General features: G+C 47.2%; 18 protein-coding genes and 1 riboswitch. Of the genes, 8 read left to right on the top strand and 10 right to left on the bottom strand.

Annotated features, from left to right (window positions below; translation table 11 throughout):
* Window positions 1-33: 33 nt before the first annotated feature.
* The 6 genes from UNH61_RS30080 to thiS all read right to left on the bottom strand — a co-directional run bounded on the left by UNH61_RS30080 (window position 34) and on the right by thiS (window position 4,995).
* The gene (locus UNH61_RS30080; protein WP_326995728.1) at window positions 34-807 is read right to left on the bottom strand and encodes a thiazole synthase; all 774 of its coding nucleotides are present in this window, start codon (window positions 805-807) and stop codon (window positions 34-36) included.
* The gene (locus tag UNH61_RS30085; RefSeq protein ID WP_326995729.1) at window positions 795-1,427 is read right to left on the bottom strand and encodes a thiamine phosphate synthase; all 633 of its coding nucleotides are present in this window, start codon (window positions 1,425-1,427) and stop codon (window positions 795-797) included. The genes UNH61_RS30080 and UNH61_RS30085 overlap by 13 nt, the downstream gene beginning before the upstream one ends.
* Entirely contained in the window at window positions 1,424-2,176 is a 753-nt protein-coding gene (locus UNH61_RS30090) for a hydroxymethylpyrimidine/phosphomethylpyrimidine kinase (protein ID WP_326995730.1), read from the bottom strand. Before UNH61_RS30090 ends, UNH61_RS30085 begins: the two co-directional genes overlap by 4 nt.
* Window positions 2,152-2,784 (bottom strand): thiamine phosphate synthase, encoded by a 633-nt coding sequence (locus UNH61_RS30095; protein ID WP_326995731.1) that lies wholly within the window; start codon window positions 2,782-2,784, stop codon window positions 2,152-2,154. The genes UNH61_RS30090 and UNH61_RS30095 overlap by 25 nt, the downstream gene beginning before the upstream one ends.
* A gap of 65 nt (window positions 2,785-2,849) precedes the next feature.
* Window positions 2,850-4,706: a phosphomethylpyrimidine synthase ThiC gene (gene thiC / locus UNH61_RS30100; RefSeq protein ID WP_326995732.1), complete on the bottom strand. Its 1,857-nt coding sequence runs from the start codon at window positions 4,704-4,706 to the stop codon at window positions 2,850-2,852.
* Window positions 4,707-4,791: 85 nt separating this feature from the next.
* The gene (thiS, locus tag UNH61_RS30105; RefSeq protein ID WP_326995733.1) at window positions 4,792-4,995 is read right to left on the bottom strand and encodes a sulfur carrier protein ThiS; all 204 of its coding nucleotides are present in this window, start codon (window positions 4,993-4,995) and stop codon (window positions 4,792-4,794) included.
* A gap of 52 nt (window positions 4,996-5,047) precedes the next feature.
* A riboswitch (TPP riboswitch) is annotated at window positions 5,048-5,158 on the bottom strand.
* A gap of 63 nt (window positions 5,159-5,221) precedes the next feature.
* Here thiS and UNH61_RS30110 point away from each other — a divergent pair.
* Entirely contained in the window at window positions 5,222-5,695 is a 474-nt protein-coding gene (locus tag UNH61_RS30110; RefSeq protein ID WP_326995734.1) for a lipocalin family protein, read from the top strand.
* Here the strand turns inward: UNH61_RS30110 and UNH61_RS30115 are convergent, their stop codons facing one another.
* The 3 genes from UNH61_RS30115 to dnaN form a co-directional block, all read right to left on the bottom strand.
* Window positions 5,696-5,947, bottom strand: coding sequence for a hypothetical protein (locus tag UNH61_RS30115; RefSeq protein ID WP_326995735.1), 252 nt, complete (start codon window positions 5,945-5,947; stop codon window positions 5,696-5,698). It abuts the gene before it with no gap.
* 64 nt (window positions 5,948-6,011) lie between these two features.
* Window positions 6,012-6,836, bottom strand: coding sequence for a sterol desaturase family protein (locus tag UNH61_RS30120; protein ID WP_326995736.1), 825 nt, complete (start codon window positions 6,834-6,836; stop codon window positions 6,012-6,014).
* Between the two features lie 247 nt (window positions 6,837-7,083).
* Window positions 7,084-8,202: a DNA polymerase III subunit beta gene (gene dnaN, locus UNH61_RS30125; RefSeq protein WP_326995737.1), complete on the bottom strand. Its 1,119-nt coding sequence runs from the start codon at window positions 8,200-8,202 to the stop codon at window positions 7,084-7,086.
* Window positions 8,203-8,585: 383 nt separating this feature from the next.
* Here dnaN and UNH61_RS30130 point away from each other — a divergent pair, with 383 nt between their 5' ends.
* The 7 genes from UNH61_RS30130 to UNH61_RS30160 all read left to right on the top strand — a co-directional run bounded on the left by UNH61_RS30130 (window position 8,586) and on the right by UNH61_RS30160 (window position 18,058).
* Entirely contained in the window at window positions 8,586-9,845 is a 1,260-nt protein-coding gene (locus tag UNH61_RS30130; protein ID WP_326995739.1) for a pyridoxal phosphate-dependent aminotransferase, read from the top strand.
* Between the two features lie 224 nt (window positions 9,846-10,069).
* A complete protein-coding gene (locus tag UNH61_RS30135) occupies window positions 10,070-10,678 on the top strand; it encodes a TetR/AcrR family transcriptional regulator (RefSeq protein WP_326995740.1) in 609 nt (202 codons plus the stop codon).
* Window positions 10,679-10,687: 9 nt separating this feature from the next.
* Window positions 10,688-11,302, top strand: a complete 615-nt coding sequence (locus UNH61_RS30140; protein ID WP_326995741.1) for a TetR/AcrR family transcriptional regulator — start codon at window positions 10,688-10,690, stop codon at window positions 11,300-11,302.
* A 25-nt stretch (window positions 11,303-11,327) separates the two neighbouring features.
* The gene (locus tag UNH61_RS30145; protein WP_326995742.1) at window positions 11,328-12,686 is read left to right on the top strand and encodes a TolC family protein; all 1,359 of its coding nucleotides are present in this window, start codon (window positions 11,328-11,330) and stop codon (window positions 12,684-12,686) included.
* A gap of 41 nt (window positions 12,687-12,727) precedes the next feature.
* Window positions 12,728-13,798 carry an efflux RND transporter periplasmic adaptor subunit gene (locus UNH61_RS30150; protein WP_326995743.1) on the top strand — a complete coding sequence of 357 codons (1,071 nt, stop codon included), beginning with the start codon at window positions 12,728-12,730 and terminating at the stop codon, window positions 13,796-13,798.
* Between the two features lie 40 nt (window positions 13,799-13,838).
* Window positions 13,839-17,021, top strand: coding sequence for an efflux RND transporter permease subunit (locus UNH61_RS30155; protein WP_326995744.1), 3,183 nt, complete (start codon window positions 13,839-13,841; stop codon window positions 17,019-17,021).
* A 161-nt stretch (window positions 17,022-17,182) separates the two neighbouring features.
* Window positions 17,183-18,058, top strand: a complete 876-nt coding sequence (locus tag UNH61_RS30160; RefSeq protein ID WP_326995745.1) for a hypothetical protein — start codon at window positions 17,183-17,185, stop codon at window positions 18,056-18,058.
* A gap of 5 nt (window positions 18,059-18,063) precedes the next feature.
* Here UNH61_RS30160 and UNH61_RS30165 read toward each other — a convergent pair whose 3' ends face one another.
* Window positions 18,064-19,650: a transferase gene (locus tag UNH61_RS30165; RefSeq protein WP_326995746.1), complete on the bottom strand. Its 1,587-nt coding sequence runs from the start codon at window positions 19,648-19,650 to the stop codon at window positions 18,064-18,066.
* Window positions 19,651-19,681 lie beyond the last annotated feature (31 nt).

A 19,681-nucleotide genomic window follows, 5' to 3' on the forward strand; every position in this document is an offset into this window, starting at 1 on the left:
GTAAGATTTTAGTGAGAAGATAGACTAACACGGCTATGCCTCATCCAGGAACGATATCAGCGGACTGGAAGCAACCGCATGGCGACTGCTGCCAGGCAATCCTGCTTCAAACGCCATTCTCCCTGCTTCCACCCCGGCTTTGAAGGCCGCGGCCATCTGTACTGGATGAAGGGCCACAGCAATGGCTGTATTCACCAATACGGCGCTGGCACCCATTTCCATCGCCTGCGCGGCATGCGAAGGACTGCCGATACCGGCATCCACGATAACGGGTATGTTACTTTGTGCGATGATAATTTCCAGGAAATCAGCGGTTTTCAGCCCTTTGTTACTCCCGATGGGAGATCCGAGTGGCATTACTGCGGCAGTACCCACTTCTTCCAGTCGTTTGCAAAGCACCGGATCAGCGTGCACATATGGCAACACCACGAAACCCATTTTCACCAGCGCTTCTGCGGCAGCCAGTGTTTCCACGGGATCTGGCATCAGGTAGCGTGGATCCGGATGTATTTCCAGCTTGATCCAGTTCGTTTCCAGAGCTTCCCGCGCCAGCTGCGCCGCAAAAACGGCTTCTTTGGCCGTGCGAACACCAGAGGTATTGGGCAGTAGCTGGATGCGCGGATGCTGAAGATGCCGTAACATGTCATCCGCCTGGTTGTGCGTATCCACCCGCTTTAGTGCCACTGTTACCAGTTCACTGCCTGAGGCCAGCAGCGCCCTTTCCATTATTTCAGTGGAAGAAAATTTTCCTGTACCGGTAAACAAACGGGAAGTAAACTGCCTGTCGGCGATAACTAAAGGTTCCATGAGTATACCTGGTTTAAATGGTGATGAATATCCTGTACTGTCTGTTGTTTGTTGGTCGCCTGAGAGATCAGTCCGCTCACTGCAATACCATGAACACCGGCGGCCATCAGCGGAGGAATATCTGTTGCCAGGATACCGCCGATTGCGATTACGGGAATGCTGATATGCTGGTCCTGCAATTGCTGAAGGATGGCCAGGTAACCGCTAAGCCCGAGGATGGGACTGAGGTTTTCCTTGGTGGTAGTGAACCGGTAGGGCCCTACCCCAACATAGTTCGCTCCATCTTCCACATGGCGGAGAATATCAGCTACCGTATTGGCAGTACCGCCAACAATCATATCCGGACCGGTAATGGCGCGGGCTGCAGCTACACTCATGTCCAGCTTGCCTACGTGTACACCGTCGGCGCCCGCTTTTACGGCGATCTGCGGATGATCATTAATAATGAGTCTGGCCTTATACTGGTCGCAGATCGTTTTGGCTGCTTCCGCCAGGCGTAGTATTTCTTCTTCTGATTGCTGTTTTACCCGCAGTTGTATCCACTGGCAACCGGCATCGCAGGCGGCCCTGATGTTTTCGGTATGTGGCGTTTGCGAGATATAATGAAGTTTGCTGATCATATGTGATGATATCCTGTTAATGATGAATGACTGGCCAGCATTTTTTCCGTATAGGCCTTGGCGTTAGCACAGGCTTTACTCAGTGAAAATCCTTTTGCCAGATTGGCTGTAATGGCGGCAGACAGTACACAACCCGACCCGTGTTTGGGAAATACTTCCTGCGTGTTGGGGTAGAATGTTTGTATGTTGCCGTCTGCGTATAAGGTATCGCATCCTAACTGGCTGGTACGGTGCCCGCCTTTCAGCAGTACGGGGCAATATTCAGATAATTGCTGTGCGGCGGCTTCCCCGTTGCCGAGCCCGGACAGCAGCATGGCCTCGTTGTAATTCGGTGTGAGCAGGTATAGTTCCTGCAGTACTTCTCGCCACGCCTGCAGTTGAAAGTTGTTATGAAAAGTAAATCCGGCAGAAGCTTTCAGAACGGGGTCAAGAATAATCTGTGTTCCGGGTGAGAGTATCCTGATCTGGCGAACCAGCTCCAGTATTGATTGTACATCCGGCATGATTCCTATCTTGCACCAGGCCGGAGGATTTTCCGCCAGCAGTGGTTTGGCCTGTGCCAGTATATGCGTTACCGGTAGCCACTCTGCTGAAATGAACTGATGGGGTGTTTGAGTAGTGATAGCCGTGCAAACCCCCATCCCGTATACCCGGTGCTGTTCAAAGGTTTTAATGTCTGCCAGCAGTCCGGCTCCCCCACTGGGATCCAGCCCGGCGAAGCTCATTACGTATGGTCGTTCCTGTTCCATATTTCCTGGATGCGGCAGTAATTATCCACCGCTTTTGCGGGCACTTTCCAAATGGCTCCCAGCAGGGCTGCGCCATCAAAGTGCCAGTGTTTTAGTAAATGAATATTAGTATGATCTATTCCTCCCAGTCCGAGTATTTTCCTGTTATACTGTTCAGATAACGGCCCTGAATGTTTGCCCTGGTAGCCTGGTTTCGAGATACTGTCAAATACAGGGCTCAGCAGCAATGTACTGTATCGTTGATCCGTTTGCGTTATCTCTTCCATAGAATGGATGCCGGTACTGTTTTCCCGGGCCAGTTCCTCCGGCGACATGCGTTTGAATGCAGGCGTAAATACTTTCCTGCTTTCGGAGGAAGCCACCCGTACCCGTTCAGCCCCACTCCAGTGAACGCCTGCCAGCCGGTAACGGGAAGCCAGTTGCTGCAAATCACCGATAAGTATCCGGTTATAGCAGGCAGGATCAATTTCCCGGATGAGCTGCTCATATTGCGGAATAGTCCATCCGGGTTTTCTCAGCACTATCCGTGAGGCGCCTGCATCCAGCAGGGCTTTGATAGTTTGTGCTTCTTCGCGCAGTGCTTCCGGGAACGTGATAATCCAGATCAAGGTGCCAGTATTTACTTGTGTGCTGCGCCGGAATATTCCGGACGCTACACTGAAAGTATGAATTATTACAGGTAAATCTCTCCACCCTGTGCAGCAAACGCTGCTGCTTTTTCCTTCATACCTTCTTCCACGGCTGCATATGTTTCCATCCCTTTTTCTGCGGCAAAATCCCGGACCTCCTGGGTGATTTTCATCGAGCAGAAATTAGGTCCGCACATCGAGCAGAAATGCGCTACTTTGGCGCCATCTGCGGGCAGCGTTTCATCGTGATAGGAACGGGCCGTTTCCGGATCCAGGGAAAGGTTGAACTGATCTTCCCACCGGAACTCGAAGCGGGCTTTGCTGAGGGCATTGTCTCTGTGCTGTGCTCCCGGATGGCCTTTGGCGAGGTCGGCGGCATGTGCTGCCAGTTTATAAGTGATCACTCCCTGCCTTACATCTTCCTTGTTCGGCAATCCCAGGTGTTCCTTGGGCGTTACATAACAGAGCATGGCCGTGCCAAACCAGCCAATCATCGCAGCACCTATGCCGGAAGTGATATGGTCGTATCCCGGAGCGATATCGGTGGTGAGTGGGCCCAGTGTATAAAACGGCGCTTCATGACAGTGTTGTAACTGCTTGTCCATATTGGCTTTGATCAGATGCATAGGAACATGCCCTGGTCCTTCTATCATTACCTGTACATGATGCTTCCATGCAATTTTGGTTAGTTCTCCTAATGTTTCCAGTTCCGCGAACTGTGCGGCATCGTTGGCATCTGCAATACTACCCGGGCGCAGGCCATCTCCCAGCGAAAAGGATACATCATAGGCTTTCATGATCTCACAGATCTCTTCGAAATGCGTATACAGGAAGTTTTCCTGGTGATGCGCCAGGCACCACTTGGCCATAATAGAGCCACCGCGTGATACGATTCCTGTAACCCTGCGTGCAGTGAGCGGAATATATCTCAGCAGTACTCCTGCGTGAATGGTGAAGTAATCAACACCCTGTTCCGCCTGTTCTATCAGTGTATCCCGGAAGATTTCCCAGGTTAGGGCTTCTGCTTTGCCGTTTACTTTTTCCAGTGCCTGATAAATAGGAACGGTACCAATGGGAACCGGAGCATTGCGGATGATCCATTCCCTGGTTTCGTGAATATTTTTTCCGGTACTCAGATCCATAATAGTATCGGCTCCCCAGCGACAGGCCCACACTGCTTTGTCTACTTCTTCCTCAATGCTGGAAGTTACAGCGGAGTTGCCGATGTTGGCGTTTACCTTTACAAGGAAATTACGGCCTATGATCATGGGCTCACTTTCCGGGTGATTGATATTGGACGGAATAATGGCTCTGCCGGCGGCTATTTCATCGCGCACAAATTCCGGCGTAATGAACCTGGCAGGGGTATTGGCGCCAAAGCTGTTGCCCGGATGTTGTTGCCACAAGGCATTGTGCTGTTCGTGAAGTTTATCGGCATACTGGTTTTCCCGTATGGCAACATACTCCATCTCCGGTGTGATAATTCCCTGTTGAGCATAGTAAAGCTGAGTGATGTTGGCGCCGGCGCTGGCACGGAGTGGTTTATGGGTGAGGCTCATCCGGGGCATTTTATCTCCCTGGGTCATCAGCTGCCTGACGTAAGGGCTGAAGTATTCCGGTAGTTCTTCCACATTATTCCTGCTGCGGATCCATTCTTCCCGGATCCTCGGAATGCCGGTGGTGACGTCGATATGTACAGCCGGATCGGTGAAAGCTCCGCTGGTATCGTATACTATTACCGGAGGGTTAGGGGTGGCTGCGCCGTTCTTTCCATGTAGGCGTGTATCCGTTAACGTTATCTTCCTCATGCCTACTCTGATAGGATGAATATTACCTGGTACATAAAATTTTTCCGACGCAGGGAAAGGTGAGCAGTTGAGTGCTGCGGATTGTTGATGCATAGTTTAGCGTTTTTTTGAGATGAGATGGCCCGTTCCGTAGTTATACTACGGGGATGGGTATACGAACAAATACCAAAACGGGAAATTAACCTCCCTGTGTAGCGCGGATAATGGTAATATTATCAGCTGCGGATAGTGACTGTTGTTCCCATAGCGCTCTGGGAACCACCTGATTGTTGATGGCTACTGCGATGCCTTTTTGAGCGGAGAGCTGAATAAACTGTAAGAGTGCAGCGATAGTTGTTCCCGGCTGCACCGCATAAAGTTTATTGTTTACATGAATTTCCATGTAGTTTGGAATTTAAGGTGAAACAATAAACTTTAAGGATGTGGAAGATGAGAAAGGTTCAGTTACTTTTCCCTACGGCAGTATGAGCTGCTTCAGGTACTGAGGGTATCATCTCAGTTTATCCATATAGTTGCCTATTGAATAAACACCCCTAAAGTGTTGGTGTAAAAGTAATGGAAAAATTTAAAAATTGTATTACAAAAGATGAATTACGTATTTTTAGTTCATGGTAAGAATCAGTTTAGTGGGTTTATTGATACTGGCCGTTGCCTGCCGGAATACGGGGAAGAAGGCAGAGAAGGAAGAGTTACAGCAGGATAGCAGTCTGGTAAGTATCGCAGACAGCAGTAATGCCCGCATTACCGACAGCACCACTGCTGTTGCAGATACGCTGCATATTGATGCAGCCAGACTCATAGGTAAATGGATACAGCCGGTAGCCGGCCTGGACAAGGAAATGCAGGGTTTTCAACTGAGGAAAAACGGAACTGCCAAATCAATTAACATGTATACGCTGGTATACGAAAAATGGCAACTAACTCACGATACCCTGCTGTTATGGAATCATTCAGAAGGAGTGAAAGATACTTCCACTATTATAGATACCACCATTATCAGGGAACTGTCGGATACATCGCTGGTACTGTTTCCTGTTAAAGCTGCAGAGGGCTATATGGAGAGATACCGCCGACAGAACTGATCAGTTATACATCTGCCATAATCCTACCAGGCAGGCTACCACCGACATGAAAATACCGGCAGCCGCCATTTGCATATCGTCTATATTTTTTCTTCCGATGAACAGGGATACAAGACCTATGATGATAGATACCGCCCCGGCTGTTACTGCGTAGGCGGGCGTATGTGTAGCGAATGCGAAAGCCGCTGACAACACGCCGATAACAAGCGCTGATATACAGGCTGTTTTTGTTAATGTTGTTGAATGTTGCATATCTGTTCGGAGTTTTAATACAGGAACGGAATAATTTTTTTATCGTTGGTCTTCTACGTCTGCACTAAGCCGATTGCTGCGTTTCTTTCACGGGATGTGGTTCCCAGGGAACCCTGAGGAGGGGACCGATTTCCTGGTATCTGGGATCCCGGTATTCATCCAATCCATACTGAATAGCTAAGGTATCAGGCACTTTTATAAAAGTGCCGAATACGCGGTCCCATATAGAAAATATATTGGCATAATTGGCGTCAGTTTCCGGCTGGTAACGGCTATGATGAACCTTATGCATATCCGGAGATACGATAACCCAGCTCATGGCATTATCCAGCCATTTAGGAAGATGGATATTGGCATGATTGAACTGCGACATGAAAGCGGACAGGCTCTGATAGAACATCACCATCCAGAAAGGAACTCCCATGGTAAGAATAGCAACGAATAATGCCACTATCCTGAACAGGCTTTCTACCGGATGATGCCGCAACGCGGTGGTAGCATCAATCTGCGTATCGATATGATGTATCTTATGGAACTGCCACATCCAGGCTGTTTTATGCTGCACCCAATGTATCAGCCAGGAGCCGATAAAATCGAGCATCAGCAACGCGAGAATAGTATGTAGCCATAACGGCAGCGGAGCCAGATAAAGCGCCCCGAAACGGTGTTCACTGGTCCACAGGGAAGCTTTTACAATGAGGAAAGCCAGCCCGGTATTTACAACCACAGTGGTGAGTGTAAAGAAGAGGTTAGTGCCCGCATGTTTATACTTGTTGCTGCGGAAGTGAAAACGAGGTGCCATTCCTTCAATGATCCAGAGAAGGAGTAGGCCGCTGATCAATATAGCGGTACGATATACCGACGGGATATGTTCAAAAAAGCTGACCATACACAGGTAAAAACTTTCAGATACAGTATATTATATTCAAGTAAAGTTGTGATACGCTATGCTATAGTTTGGTTCTCCGGATCAGGCCAACATTTCTCTGCAAACAAGATATAGGGTTAAAAGTTCCACTCAAAAATTACGACTATTTGGGGAATAAATAAAGGTTCTCAGGCGCTGTCTGTAAAGAAAAAAGCAACCTCTTTGCAGAGATTGCTTTATATATTAAATAGTCTTTTGCTATCAGCAATTAATTGTTCAACATGAGCGGCATTACCAGCATCAGCAGGTCTTCGTTTTCTTCTTTTTCGGAAGGTCTGAGGATACCTGCTTTGGTGGCGGTGGCCAGGTCAACAGCGATTTCATCTCCTTCTGCTGCGTTCAGCATCTCGATAAGAAATTTCGCGTTGAAAGCAATCTGCATGTCATCGCCGGTGTACTGGCAGTTCATGCGTTCATTACCCTCGAAAGAGAAATCCACATCCTGAGCAGACAACTGCAGTTCACTGCCGGTAATGTTCAGTGCTACCTGATTGGTGCTCTTGTTGGCAAAAACACCTACGCGTTTGAGGGCGTTCTGGAAGTCGCTTTTCACTACTGTCAGCCGGTAAGGATTATCTTTCGGGATCACTACCTTGTAATCCGGGAACCGGGCATCGATCAGGCGGCAGATCATTTGTGCGCCATCATGCTGTACAAAGAAGTGATTTTGGCTATAAGAGATCTTTATTTCAGAATCGTTGTCGGGCAACGCTGATTTCAGCAGGTTCAGCGGCTTTTTAGGCACGATGAAGCTGTCGGATTTAGGGCATTTTACATCTGTTCTTACGTATTTAACGAGGCGGTGAGCGTCGGTAGCTACGAAAGTCAGGCTTTCGGGCGACAGTTCAAAGAATACGCCTGTCATTGCCGGGCGCAGATCGTCGTTACTTACCGCGAACAATGTTTTATTGATAGCGGTTACCAGGCCGGTGGAGGTCATGGTAAAGGAAGTTGTGTCGTCGGCCGCCGGTTCTTTCGGGAAGTTTTCCGGGTTTTCACCCATCACCTTATACTTACCATTGTCTGAAGTGATTTCTACTGCATAGGAATTCACATCAATGTGGAAAGTCAGCGGCTGGTCCGGCAGGTTTTTGAGAGAATCCATCAGAATCTTCGCCGGAATACAGATCCTTCCGCTTTCCTTGGCTTCCACCTCCAGCTTCACCCGCATAACAGTTTCCAGATCGGTCGCAACTACGGTCAGCTCGTTTTTGTCAATCAGGAACAGAAAATCCTCCAGTATAGGCAATACTGTATTCGAATTGATAACCCCGCTGATCTGTTGTAATTGTTTTAATAAAGTAGAGGAAGAAACAATAAATTTCATGGTCTATATAAGTTTGCTTATCATTTTTTAGTGTAGGGTAACTATCTGAGGGCCCGCCCCAATCCACCTGTTACCTCCCATAAAAGGTCAAATGTACTGTAAACAAAGATAGAAAGTTTTGTCATTCTCCCTAATTTCATCACATCTTATACACGTAAGATAACATGGTTTTACACAGTAATCGGGAGTCCTTCATATATTTATTTTTAATATAAAGGAAGGGAGATGTATTAAAAAAGAGCCGTTTTATTAGATGTGATTTGACAAAAGCTGCCAATTATTGAAGATTATGAAAAGAATAAGCCAGATCTTTTAAATTATCTACAAATCGGTTACTTTTGCCGCGCTGAAAAAATTATTTCAAACAACAAAAAAAGCAGGTTATGAAACTGTCTCATTTAGCCGAAACACTGATTGGATCCGAAATCATTAAGTTAGCAGCTGAAATAAAGGAGAAGCAGGCCAAGGGTGAGAAGATATACAATTTCACCATCGGCGATTTTGACCCTAAGGTATTTCCTATCCCGGTTGAATTTGAACAGGAGATCATAACAGCCTATAAGGAGCACCTGACCAATTACCCGCCAGCAGATGGTATTGCAGAGTTAAGACAGGCGGTGAGCGGCTTTATTGCTGAACGGGAAGGCCTTACTTATGATCCTGCCAAAGAAATCGTGATTTCCTGCGGCGGCCGTCCTATTATCTACGCTACTTTCCGGACCATTGTAGACCGTGGTGAGAAGATCGTTTACGCTACTCCTTCCTGGAACAATAACCACTATACTCACTTCCTCGAAGCAGAGCACGTGGTACTGGAAACCACACCGGAAAACTTTTTCATGCCTACGGCGGCTGAACTGAAACCTTTGCTGAAGGGTGCTACCCTGCTGGCGATCTGCTCTCCGCAGAACCCAACCGGTACTACATTTGGCAAGCAGCAGCTGGAAGAAATATGCGACCTGGTACTCGCTGAAAACAAATCCCGTGGCGCTGGTGAAAAACCGCTCTACGTACTGTTCGACCAGATGTACTGGGTGCTGACCTTTGGTGAAACCCACCACTACAACCCGGTTAGCCTCCGTCCTGAAATGAAGGACTATACCGTTTTCATCGATGGTATGAGTAAAGCATTTGCTGCTACCGGTGTGAGAGTAGGCTGGGCCCTCGGTCCTGCTCATGTGATTGGCAAAATGAAATCCATCCTCTCCCATGTGGGCGCCTGGAGCCCAATGGCCGAGCAGAAGGCTGCTGCACGCTACCTCGTTCAGAAAGAGCAGGTAGATGCTTATCTGAAACACTTCAAAGGAGAAATCGAAGAGCGACTGGTAAAGATCTATCAGGGCTTCGATCGGCTGAAGAAAGCCGGACATCGTGTGGAAGCTATTGCTCCGCAGGCTGCTATCTATCTCACTATAAAATTCGACCTGGTAGGTAAGAAAACAGCAGATGGTACTGTACTGGCCGATCAGGCAGCAGTTACTTCTTATATTCTCAACGAAGCCAAACTGGCACTGGTGCCATTCTACGCTTTCGGTTCTGCGAAAACCTCTCCCTGGTACCGCCTTAGCGTAGGTACCTGCGTGAAAGAAGAGATCCCCGCTATGTTTGAGAAACTGCAGGCCGCTCTGGAAAAATTGAGCTAATAAAGAATAAAGCATAAAAGGCGAGGGCCTGAGTGGATGACAATATCCGCTCAGGCCCTCGCCTTTTATGCCTTACCGATTGATTTTCAATTTCTTAATTTTATTTCTTGACTTTTTGACTTTTGTAATCAAAAAGTTAAATAACCGTTAAAAGGACAACTTTTACGACGATTTCGAAAAAAGTGTCTAATTTTGACCTTGTAACTAAAAAAGTCAAAAAGTTAATGCATACAGAGGCAAAAGATGAGATGAGGGATAAGATCCTGGAGGCGGCTCTGAAGCGTTTTACTCATTATGGCGCTTCAAAAACAACGATGAACGAGATTGCGGACGATCTGCATTGCTCGAAAGCATCGCTGTATTATTACTTTCCTGACAAGAGAGCAATGCACATCGCAGTACTGACGAAGATAGCAGAAACTTACTTCCAGGAAATGGAGCGTGTTGCCGACGAGGTTAAACCAGCCAGCAAGGCTTTATATACATTGATAGATGTCAGGCAGACATTCATAGCAAAATTTTGCCGCCTGGAGCTTTTTAAGATCATACAGGATCATTCAACGCTTTTCCTGGAAGAAAAACGGAACGCCAAGCGGCGGGAAATAGAAATGCATACCCGGATTTTTGAATCGGGCATCGCAGAGGGTGAGTTTGAAATGGATGATCCGGCTGAAAAAGCTGAACTGTTTGTATATGCCCTGATGGGGTTACGGTTTTCCATACCGGATCAGATCCGGGAGGATATGGAGGTAGATGAGGAAACATTCGAACGGATAGTAAAGAAACAAAAGCAACTGCTGAAGATCTTCATTAAAGGAATTAAGGCTTCTTAAACTGGAATTATGGTCGCGAAAGAACGTATACTGGAAACAGCACTGAAAATGTTCAGAACCTACGGGGTGAAAGGTGTGACGATGTTTGATATTGCACGTGATTGCGGAGTATCCAAGAAAACGGTGTATGAACATTTTGTAGATAAACAGGCGTTGATAGACGAAGGGATGCAGCAGTTGCTTAATAGTCATATTGCGTACTTCAATGAAAGTCTGCAGAACACAGACAATGCTATTGAAGAAATGATCCGCAATATGAAGTATGTGGTTAACATCGCCAAAACCCTTAACCCGGTGATGTTACACGAGATTCAAAAGTATCATCCGGATACCTGGCGTAGCATCGAAAGTTTTAAATCAGATGGTATTCTCGGCAACATCAAAGAAAATTTAAAGAGAGGCATGGCGGAAGGCCTATACCGTCAGAACCTCCACATCGATATTGTGGCTCGTATGCGCCAGCTGCAGCTGGAGGCAGCATTCGACCCGATACAATACCCGGCAGATCTGTTTGAAATGCCACTGGTAATGGAACAGGTAACAGCCCATTTTATACTGGGAATTGCTACCATCAAAGGACATAAGCTGGTTAACCAGTACCTGCAAATTAAAGAAGAAGAATAAAACTACTTCGTTAACAGATTAATTTATGAAGCGATTAAAGTTAACGCTTGTCCTCCTCATGGGGATAGGGGTCTACCATGGCTATGCCCAGGCGCAACTGAGTTTACAGGAAGCGCTGAAGTTTGCACTGAACAACAACAAGCAGCTGGCGAAAACCCGGCTCGATGAAGAAATGGGGAAATTCAAAACCCAGGAAGCCCGCTCCCAGGCTTTGCCTCAGCTCGATGGTAGTGCCTCGTATACAGATAACCTGCAGCTACAGAAATCATTGATTCCCGGCGCGGTTTTCGGCAAACCGGATAGTTCCATCCTCGTTGCTTTTGGTGTGAAATACAACGCCAGCGTTGGGGCTGAGCTGAGCCAGCAGATCTTCAACCAGGCAGTGTTCACCGGCCTGAAAGCTACGAAATCAGGAGAGCAGTATTACAAACTGCAAACCCAACAGTCTGAGGAAACCGTGATCTATAACGTATCTCAGCTATATTACCAGTTGCAGGTGATACAGGAAAAAATCACTACTATCAACAGCAATATCGAAAAGCTTTCTCAGCTGGTAGGTGCTACCAAATCGCAATTCGATAACGGGCTTGCCAAGAAGATCGATCTGGATCGCATCAAGGTAACGCTTACAAATTCCCTCACCCAGCGCAGCCAGTTATTGAACCAGTATGCCATGCAAACCAACAACCTGAAAAGGACAATGGGAATGCCGTTGCAGTCGATGTTCCTGCTGCCGGCTGCTTCGCTGAAGGAAATCGAAAATAAAGCTGCCGGCGTACTGCAGTACGACGATATGAACCTCAGCAACAGAACTGAATATAAAATGCTCAAAAAGCAGGAAGAGCTGCAAACATTACAGAAGAAAGCATACCAGGCGCAATACTATCCGTCTTTATCTCTCTTCGGCCGCTATTCATACAATGGAATGAGCCAGAACTGGTTGTTTAATAAAAATAATCCCGATAACGCTACCAACTGGTTTAGCGCTTCTTCAATAGGCCTGTCGCTGAAGATCCCCATTTTCGACGGTTTCGGCCGCCGCTCCAGGGTAAGCCAGGCAAACGTAACACTGCGTCAGCTGAGCAAACAGATTGAAGACACAGAACTGTCGCTCAATACCGAATACGAAAATGCCAAGCTGAATGTACGTAACAACCTGTCTACCATCGGCACCCAGAAGGAGAATGTTGACCTGGCCAACGAAGTGTATTATTCAACAGAAAATAATTACAAACTCGGACTGGCAGGGCTGACAGACCTGCTCAATGCTGAAACTTCTCTTACGGATGCACAGAACAGCTATAATGAAGCACTGCTTCAATACAAACTTGCTGAACTGGATATCATCAGGAGCAAAGGTTCGCTGAGAGATCTTCTTAACTAATCGTATAAATAAAGCTTACAACATACAAACTTATTTTACAGATGAAAAAGTTCATAATCTGGGGCGTGGTAACAATTGGAGCTGTGGTGCTGATCATGTGGAAACTCAACGCTAATAAAAAAGCCAATGAGGCCAAAACCGAATTCGTAAAGCAGAGTAATATCGGGGATATACCGGTGCTGGTACAGAAAGTATCGCGCACAGATTTCTCCCAGGGGTTTCTGGCCAACGGTAACTTCGCGCCTATCCGGGAATTATCTTACCTCGCGGAAACTGCCGGCCGTATCACCAAACTGCTGGTAGATGAAGGCAGTGTAGTGAAACAAGGACAGGCGATCGCCTATATCGATGGAGAAATTATAAGTACAGACCTGGTATCTGCAAAAGCAAACCTCAACCAGCTGAAAATAGATAAGGAAAGATACGAAAGTGCTTTCCAGACAGGCGGTGTTACCCGGCAACAAATGGAAGATGCCAAACTGCAGTACGACCTGGCGAAATCCAAGTTCGAAGCAGCCAGCCGCCGTGTAAGCGATACTTATGTGAAAGCGCCTATCTCCGGTATCATTAATAAAAAATACATAGAACAGGGCGCCTATCTTTCTGTAGGAAATAAAATGTTCGATATCGTGGATGTGTCCCGCCTGAAACTGGCGGTATCTGTTCCGGAAGGTCAGGTAGTATCGCTGAAGAAAGGTCAGAAAGTATCCGTTACGTCTAACGTTTTCCCTGAAACTCAATACGAAGGCACCATTACTTTCATTGCTCCCAAAGGTGATAATTCCCTGAATTACCCGGTGGAAATGGAAGTAAGCAATATCGCCGGTAAAGATCTGAAAGCCGGTATGTATGGTACTGCCCACTTCGTAGATCCGCAGGCGGCACAAACCATCTTCATTGCCCGCACTGCATTTGTTGGCGGCGTGAACAGCAACGAGATCTATGTGCTGGAAGGTAACAAAGCAAAGAAACGTAAAGTAGTAGCCGGTCGTATTGTAGGCGACCAGGTAGAAATACGGGAAGGGCTGAACGAAGGTGAAACGGTGATCACCAGCGGCCAGATCAACCTGACAGATGGCGCTGCTGTTGCCATCCAGGCTGGTAACAAGTAAGCGAAGAAATGTATCTGGTGTCTGACCAAATTTTTGAATCATGAAGATCACAGAAGTATCAATTAAACGTCCGACTATAGTGGTGGTGGTATTTACCATCCTCACCCTGCTGGGCGTGATGAGCTATAAAACGCTGAATTATGAGCTGTTGCCGAAGTTCAGCTCCCCTATCGTAACTATCTCCACTGTATATCCGGGTGCATCGCCTAACGAGGTGGAGAGTACGATTACAAAGAAGATAGAGGATGCGATTGCATCTATGGAAAAGATCAAGAAGATCACTTCTAAATCTTCTGAAAGCCTTTCCGTTATTACCGTTGAGCTGAATAACGACGCGAACGTGGATATCGCATTGCAGGATGCGCAACGTAAGGTGAACGCCATCCTGGCCGATCTGCCGGGAGACGCCAAGCCACCTTCTCTCAATAAGTTTTCGCTGGACGACCTGCCGATCATGACCTTGTCTGCCACTGCAAATATGGACGACAAAAAGTTTTATGATCTGGTAGATAAGAAACTGCAGCCAACCCTTTCCCGTTTGCCGGGCGTTGCCCAGGTATCCCTGATTGGGGGCCAGGAGCGCGAAATCCAGGTGAACGTGGATCCGAAGAAACTGCAGGCATTTAATTTGTCCATTATGCAGGTGCGTCAGCTGATCACCAATGCGAACCTCGACTTCCCCACCGGTAAAGTGAAAACTGCAAATGAGCAGATCCTGATCCGCCTGGCTGGTAAGTACAAGAACGTAGATCAACTGCGTAACCTGGTGCTGAAAACAACAGCAGATGGTACACAGGTGCGTTTGAGTGATGTAGCGGATGTGCAGGATGCCCAGAAAGATGCAGAGCGTATTGCCCGCGTAGATGGTGTGAATGCGATTGCCCTGCAGGTGCAGAAACAAACAGATGCCAACGCCGTTACGGTGAGTGAAGAAATGAAAAAAGCGATTCAGCGTATTGAAACAGATTATGCGGCGGATAAGCTGAAGCTACTGGTGGCGAACGACTCATCCGACTTTACCCTGGAATCTGCAGATTCTGTAATACATGACCTGATACTGGCCGTGGCGCTGGTGGCGGTAGTGATGCTGTTGTTCCTGCATAGTATCCGTAGTGCCATATTCGTAATGATCTCCATTCCGGCTTCTCTGATCGCTACTTTCATTGGTATGAAGGTAATGGGCTTCTCCCTCAACCTGATGTCGTTGCTGGGCTTATCGCTGGTGGTAGGTATCCTCGTGGATGATGCTATTGTGGTGCTGGAAAATATTTACCGTCATATGGAGATGGGAAAGAACAGGGTGCGTGCTGCGTTCGATGGGGTGAAAGAGATCGGGTTTACCGTAACGTCTATCACACTGGTAATTGTAGTGGTGTTCCTGCCTATCTCTTTGACAAATGAACTGGTGTCAAAGATCCTCAGGGAATTCTGTGTGGTGGTAATGATCTCTACGATGCTGAGTTTGTTGTCGTCGTTCATGATTGTACCGTTGTTGTCATCCCGCTTCGGTAAGCTGGAACATATTACCGGTAAGAACCTGTTTGAGAAATTCATCCTCTGGTTCGAAGGGCAGCTGTCTAAATTCACCCGCTGGATGACAGATATCCTGAAATGGGCGTTAGGGCATAAAGCCATTACCCTCGTTGTAGCGATTGGATTACTGTTTGCCTCTTTCATGCTGATTGGTAAAGGTTATATCGGTGGTGAATTTATCCCGAAAGGTGACCGCGGACAGTTCATTGTGATGCTGGAAATGCCAAAGGATGCGTCGGTTGCACAGAGTAACCTTGCTACCCGCACAGCAGAACAATACCTCAACAAGAAACCGGAAATCACGCGTCTGATTACTACGGTAGGACAAACGAGTGAAGATGGTTTTGGTACATCTCAATCAACTGCGTATAAATCAGAGATCACCGTGATGCTGGTAGATCCGGAGAAACGTAAAGACGCATCAGATATATATGCTGCAAAGATTAAGAAAGAGCTGAGAGGAATTTTACCAGGTGTTAAAGTGAAGACAACTGATGTGAGCATACTTGGTACCGCGGAAAGAGCGCCAATTGAGCTGATAGTAATGGGTTCTGAAATGGACAGTGTGATGCGCTTTGCCAAAGTAGCAATGGATACACTGAAAACCATCAGCGGCGCTACAGAAATAAAGCTTTCCGTAGAAGATGGTAACCCCGAGATCAATGTGCAGGTAGATCGTGATAAGATGGCCGCGCTGGGACTTACCCTCGATGCGGTGGGTGGAACTATGCAAACTGCCTTCAGTGGTACTGCTGATGACTCGAAAGTAAAATTCCGTCAGGGGGATTATGAGTACGATATCAACATTCGTTTTGATGATTTCAATCGTAAGAACCTGCAGGATGTTTCCAATATCCAGTTCATCAACGACAAAGGCCAGCTGATCAAATTATCGCAGTTTGCGACGATTACAGAAGGTTCCGGCCCCAGCCATCTCGAAAGAAGGGATAAGAATACTTCGGTATCTGTACAGGCCCAGGTAATGGGTCGCCCATCGGGTACGGTAACGCAGGAGTTTGCAGATAAGCTGACAAAAATGAGCAAACCAACAGGTATCAGCTATGTATTTGGCGGAGATGCCGAAAATCAGGGCGATTCCTTTGGCACGCTGGGTGCGGCATTACTGATCTCTATTGTAATGGTGTACCTGATCATGGTGGCGTTGTACGATAACTACATCTATCCGTTTGTGGTATTGTTCTCTATTCCGCTGGCGATCATTGGAGCATTGCTGGCACTGGCGCTGACAAATAACACGCTGAACATCTTTACCATATTGGGTATCATCATGCTGATTGGCCTGGTGGCAAAGAATGCGATCATCCTGGTCGACTTTACCAACCAGATGAAAGAACAGGGGCAAAGTACTTACATGGCATTGATACACGCTAACAATGCACGTTTGCGTCCCATCCTGATGACAACCATTGCGATGGTGATTGGTATGTTGCCGATTGCATTGGCAACCGGTGGTGTAGGCTCCATTAAGAATGGTATGGCCTGGGTGATCATCGGAGGACTGATCAGCTCCATGTTCCTGACGCTGATTGTAGTACCGGTGGTATATATGATTGTGGATAAGATCATGGCGAAATTTGGTATTGGTAAGCTGTCTGCCAAACGCTACATCAGACAGCGTATGGTGGCTTCTTACGAAGAGATCCCACTCAATGAAGTTCATGTAAATTAAAATACGTTACTAACAGTGTAACAGTTGTAGGTTTAGGTAATAGCCGGAGTATTCTTACTCCGGTTTTTTTGTACCCGAACTTTGATATTAACAAGTCATTCTTTCGTTTTCACATTTTCTGATCGCCGGCGGCGAATTATTTTTGTTCTCAAATTCATCTTATGAGAAATTACTTCCCCATTTTAACCTTCTTATTTGCTCCCGTTCTTCTTCATGCCCAGCAGGTAACAGGAGGCCTTGCCAACCCGGAGAGTGTGGTAGCGTACAGGAATGGTTATTTTGTATCTAACATTGGTCCGAAGCTGGATCCGATGGCGAAGGACGGGGATGGTTCCATTGCCTGGATCACTGATAAAGGCAAGCTGGAAACAACCCATTATTTTGAAGACGTACTCAATGCCCCCAAGGGCCTGGAAGTTATCGGTAATACATTGTATGTAGCAGATATAGATCATCTTAAAGGCTACGACATTGCTACAAAGAAAAAAGTATTTGACCTGAACCTGGAGGGGAAAGCTGGTCTGTTGAATGATCTGACGAAAGTGAGCGACAGCGCGCTGGTAGTATCAGATTCCTTTAAAGGAGATGTATTGCTGGTTAATACCCGTACTGCAGCATATACTTCACTGAAAGGTAATGTGGATGCGGCTAATGGCATTGCCTATGATGCCACTACCGATATGGTATACCTGTGTTCTATGGGTGCGGGGATGGATGGATCCGGCAAATTATTCGGAAAGAAGCTGCATGATGCAGACGCTGCATTCGCTCAGCTGGAGAACTCTCCCACCGGTCTTTTTGACGGGCTCGTGTTACTCGACGGGCACCGCCTGCTGGCATCTGACTGGATTACCGTGAAAGAACCAACAGCAGGCAGGCTGTGGGTATATGATCTCAATAGTCATCAAAGCACCAGTGTGGCCACCGAACGTTCGCCGGCCGATATTGCACTCGGAGCCAACAAGCGCACACTGCTGATCCCGCAGATGCTGGATAACCAGCTGAAGGTACAGCCGTTGAAAACACTGAAGCTATAACCGTTTTATTTACGGGCTAAAAATAACATATGTGACACGGGAAATGGAATTGGTAAAGGTGCTTCATTTTTGCACGGGCGCATCAGTTGCACCTTTCCTTCCAACCTGTTTTTCACGATCCACTCATTTCTCCAGGTGGTGGAAAGATTATCGAGCCTGAATCCGGCCTCTTCCAGCGCCTGTTTCCAGTCGTTATAATTCCAGAAACAAAATGTTTCATGCATTTCACTGAGCCAGTTATCGTGGTAGTCTTTTTTAAATAAAAACTCACAGGCATGTTGCATGCTGAGTTGCGCATAGGTTTTTCCGTTCATATTCACCCATTCATGAGGTAATCTGAATCCTTCCTCATGGCGGAAATCGTGAGCAAATTGTTTGAACAGGGCTTTGGTAGAGAGTTTACCCAGCCAGGTGGCCAGCTCGTGTGTGCCGGCGTTTTCCGGCACAGGCAAATCATTTTCCCCATCTTCTTCGTTGAGCCATAACAGTATGATTTCGTCTTTGTTTTCCGGGCCAACCACATCGCGGTTAATCCACACGCCACCAGGAACGAGTTCCTGATAACGGTTACGGATAAACTTAAACAGATCGTCTCTGTTGCCGTACGATTCTATTTCGTGTGTCAGGGAGGAAGTATGTATTGTATTCATACTGCCGGCTTCAAAAACCAGGCTGGTAACGGCATTTTTTTGAGAAAAGAATACCGAAGGATTGGCAAACTCACCATTGTGTTTACGTTGCAGGCAGATGTCGTACAGGTGCCTGGATACTTCAATGCCATAAAAATCACATTCATGGAGGCGTTCGTCTTCGCTGGCTATTTTAATCCAGGAACCAACAGCACAACCAATATCACCTATGTTGCCAGGTTGTATATAAGGGGCGGTTTCGCGGTATTTATCTACCGCAATATCATCCATCTGTTTCACATATACATTATAATCGCGGGTAGCAGTAAGGTCACCGTCGGCTCCGATGATAGGATCTTTCAGGATATGCTGCACTTTTTCCCCGATGCGGTAAAGCGACCATATCTTGAATGAGGCCGGATGCATCTGATCAAGTATCGTGCGGTTCCGCCGCCAGTCGGGCGTTTGGGCGATCAGTTTTACAACATCCCAGGGCATTGGCTGCGTGAATTGCCGGCTCACATGGTCCCATTCAGCCGGCAGTACCCGGAACTGCCGCGCGAGGTACATGTCTTTCACTGCGGTAGAGCAGATGACCACGGTGTTTTCCGGGGTCAGATGGTGGAGCCCTTCGCTGGAATGCTTAATGGTTTTCAGCGTGTATTCCGAGAAATCGTTGATCACCCCCACATCGTCGATACCATATACGAAAACGGGAACATCCAGGGAGTTAGAGAATTCCTGGATGATCATAGCGCGCAGGTAAAACGGCACCGGGTTGCGTTTGGTGCCCAGGTGGTTGGCCGAAGTAACGGCGAATATCACGCCTTCTATCGAAGCCTCTGCCATGGGGGCGCCGTATACATCTTTTTCGCCTTCCAGCTTGCATTTGATCAGGCGATTCAGGTATTTGAACTGGAAATCTGTCAGCAGGTGATGCCGTCCGGGTATGAGTAAAAACATATGGTGAAGTTAGTAAAAAGAAAATGAGGGT

It is taken from the genome of Chitinophaga sp. 180180018-3 (assembly GCF_037893185.1).
Taxonomy (GTDB): Bacteria; Bacteroidota; Bacteroidia; order Chitinophagales; family Chitinophagaceae; genus Chitinophaga.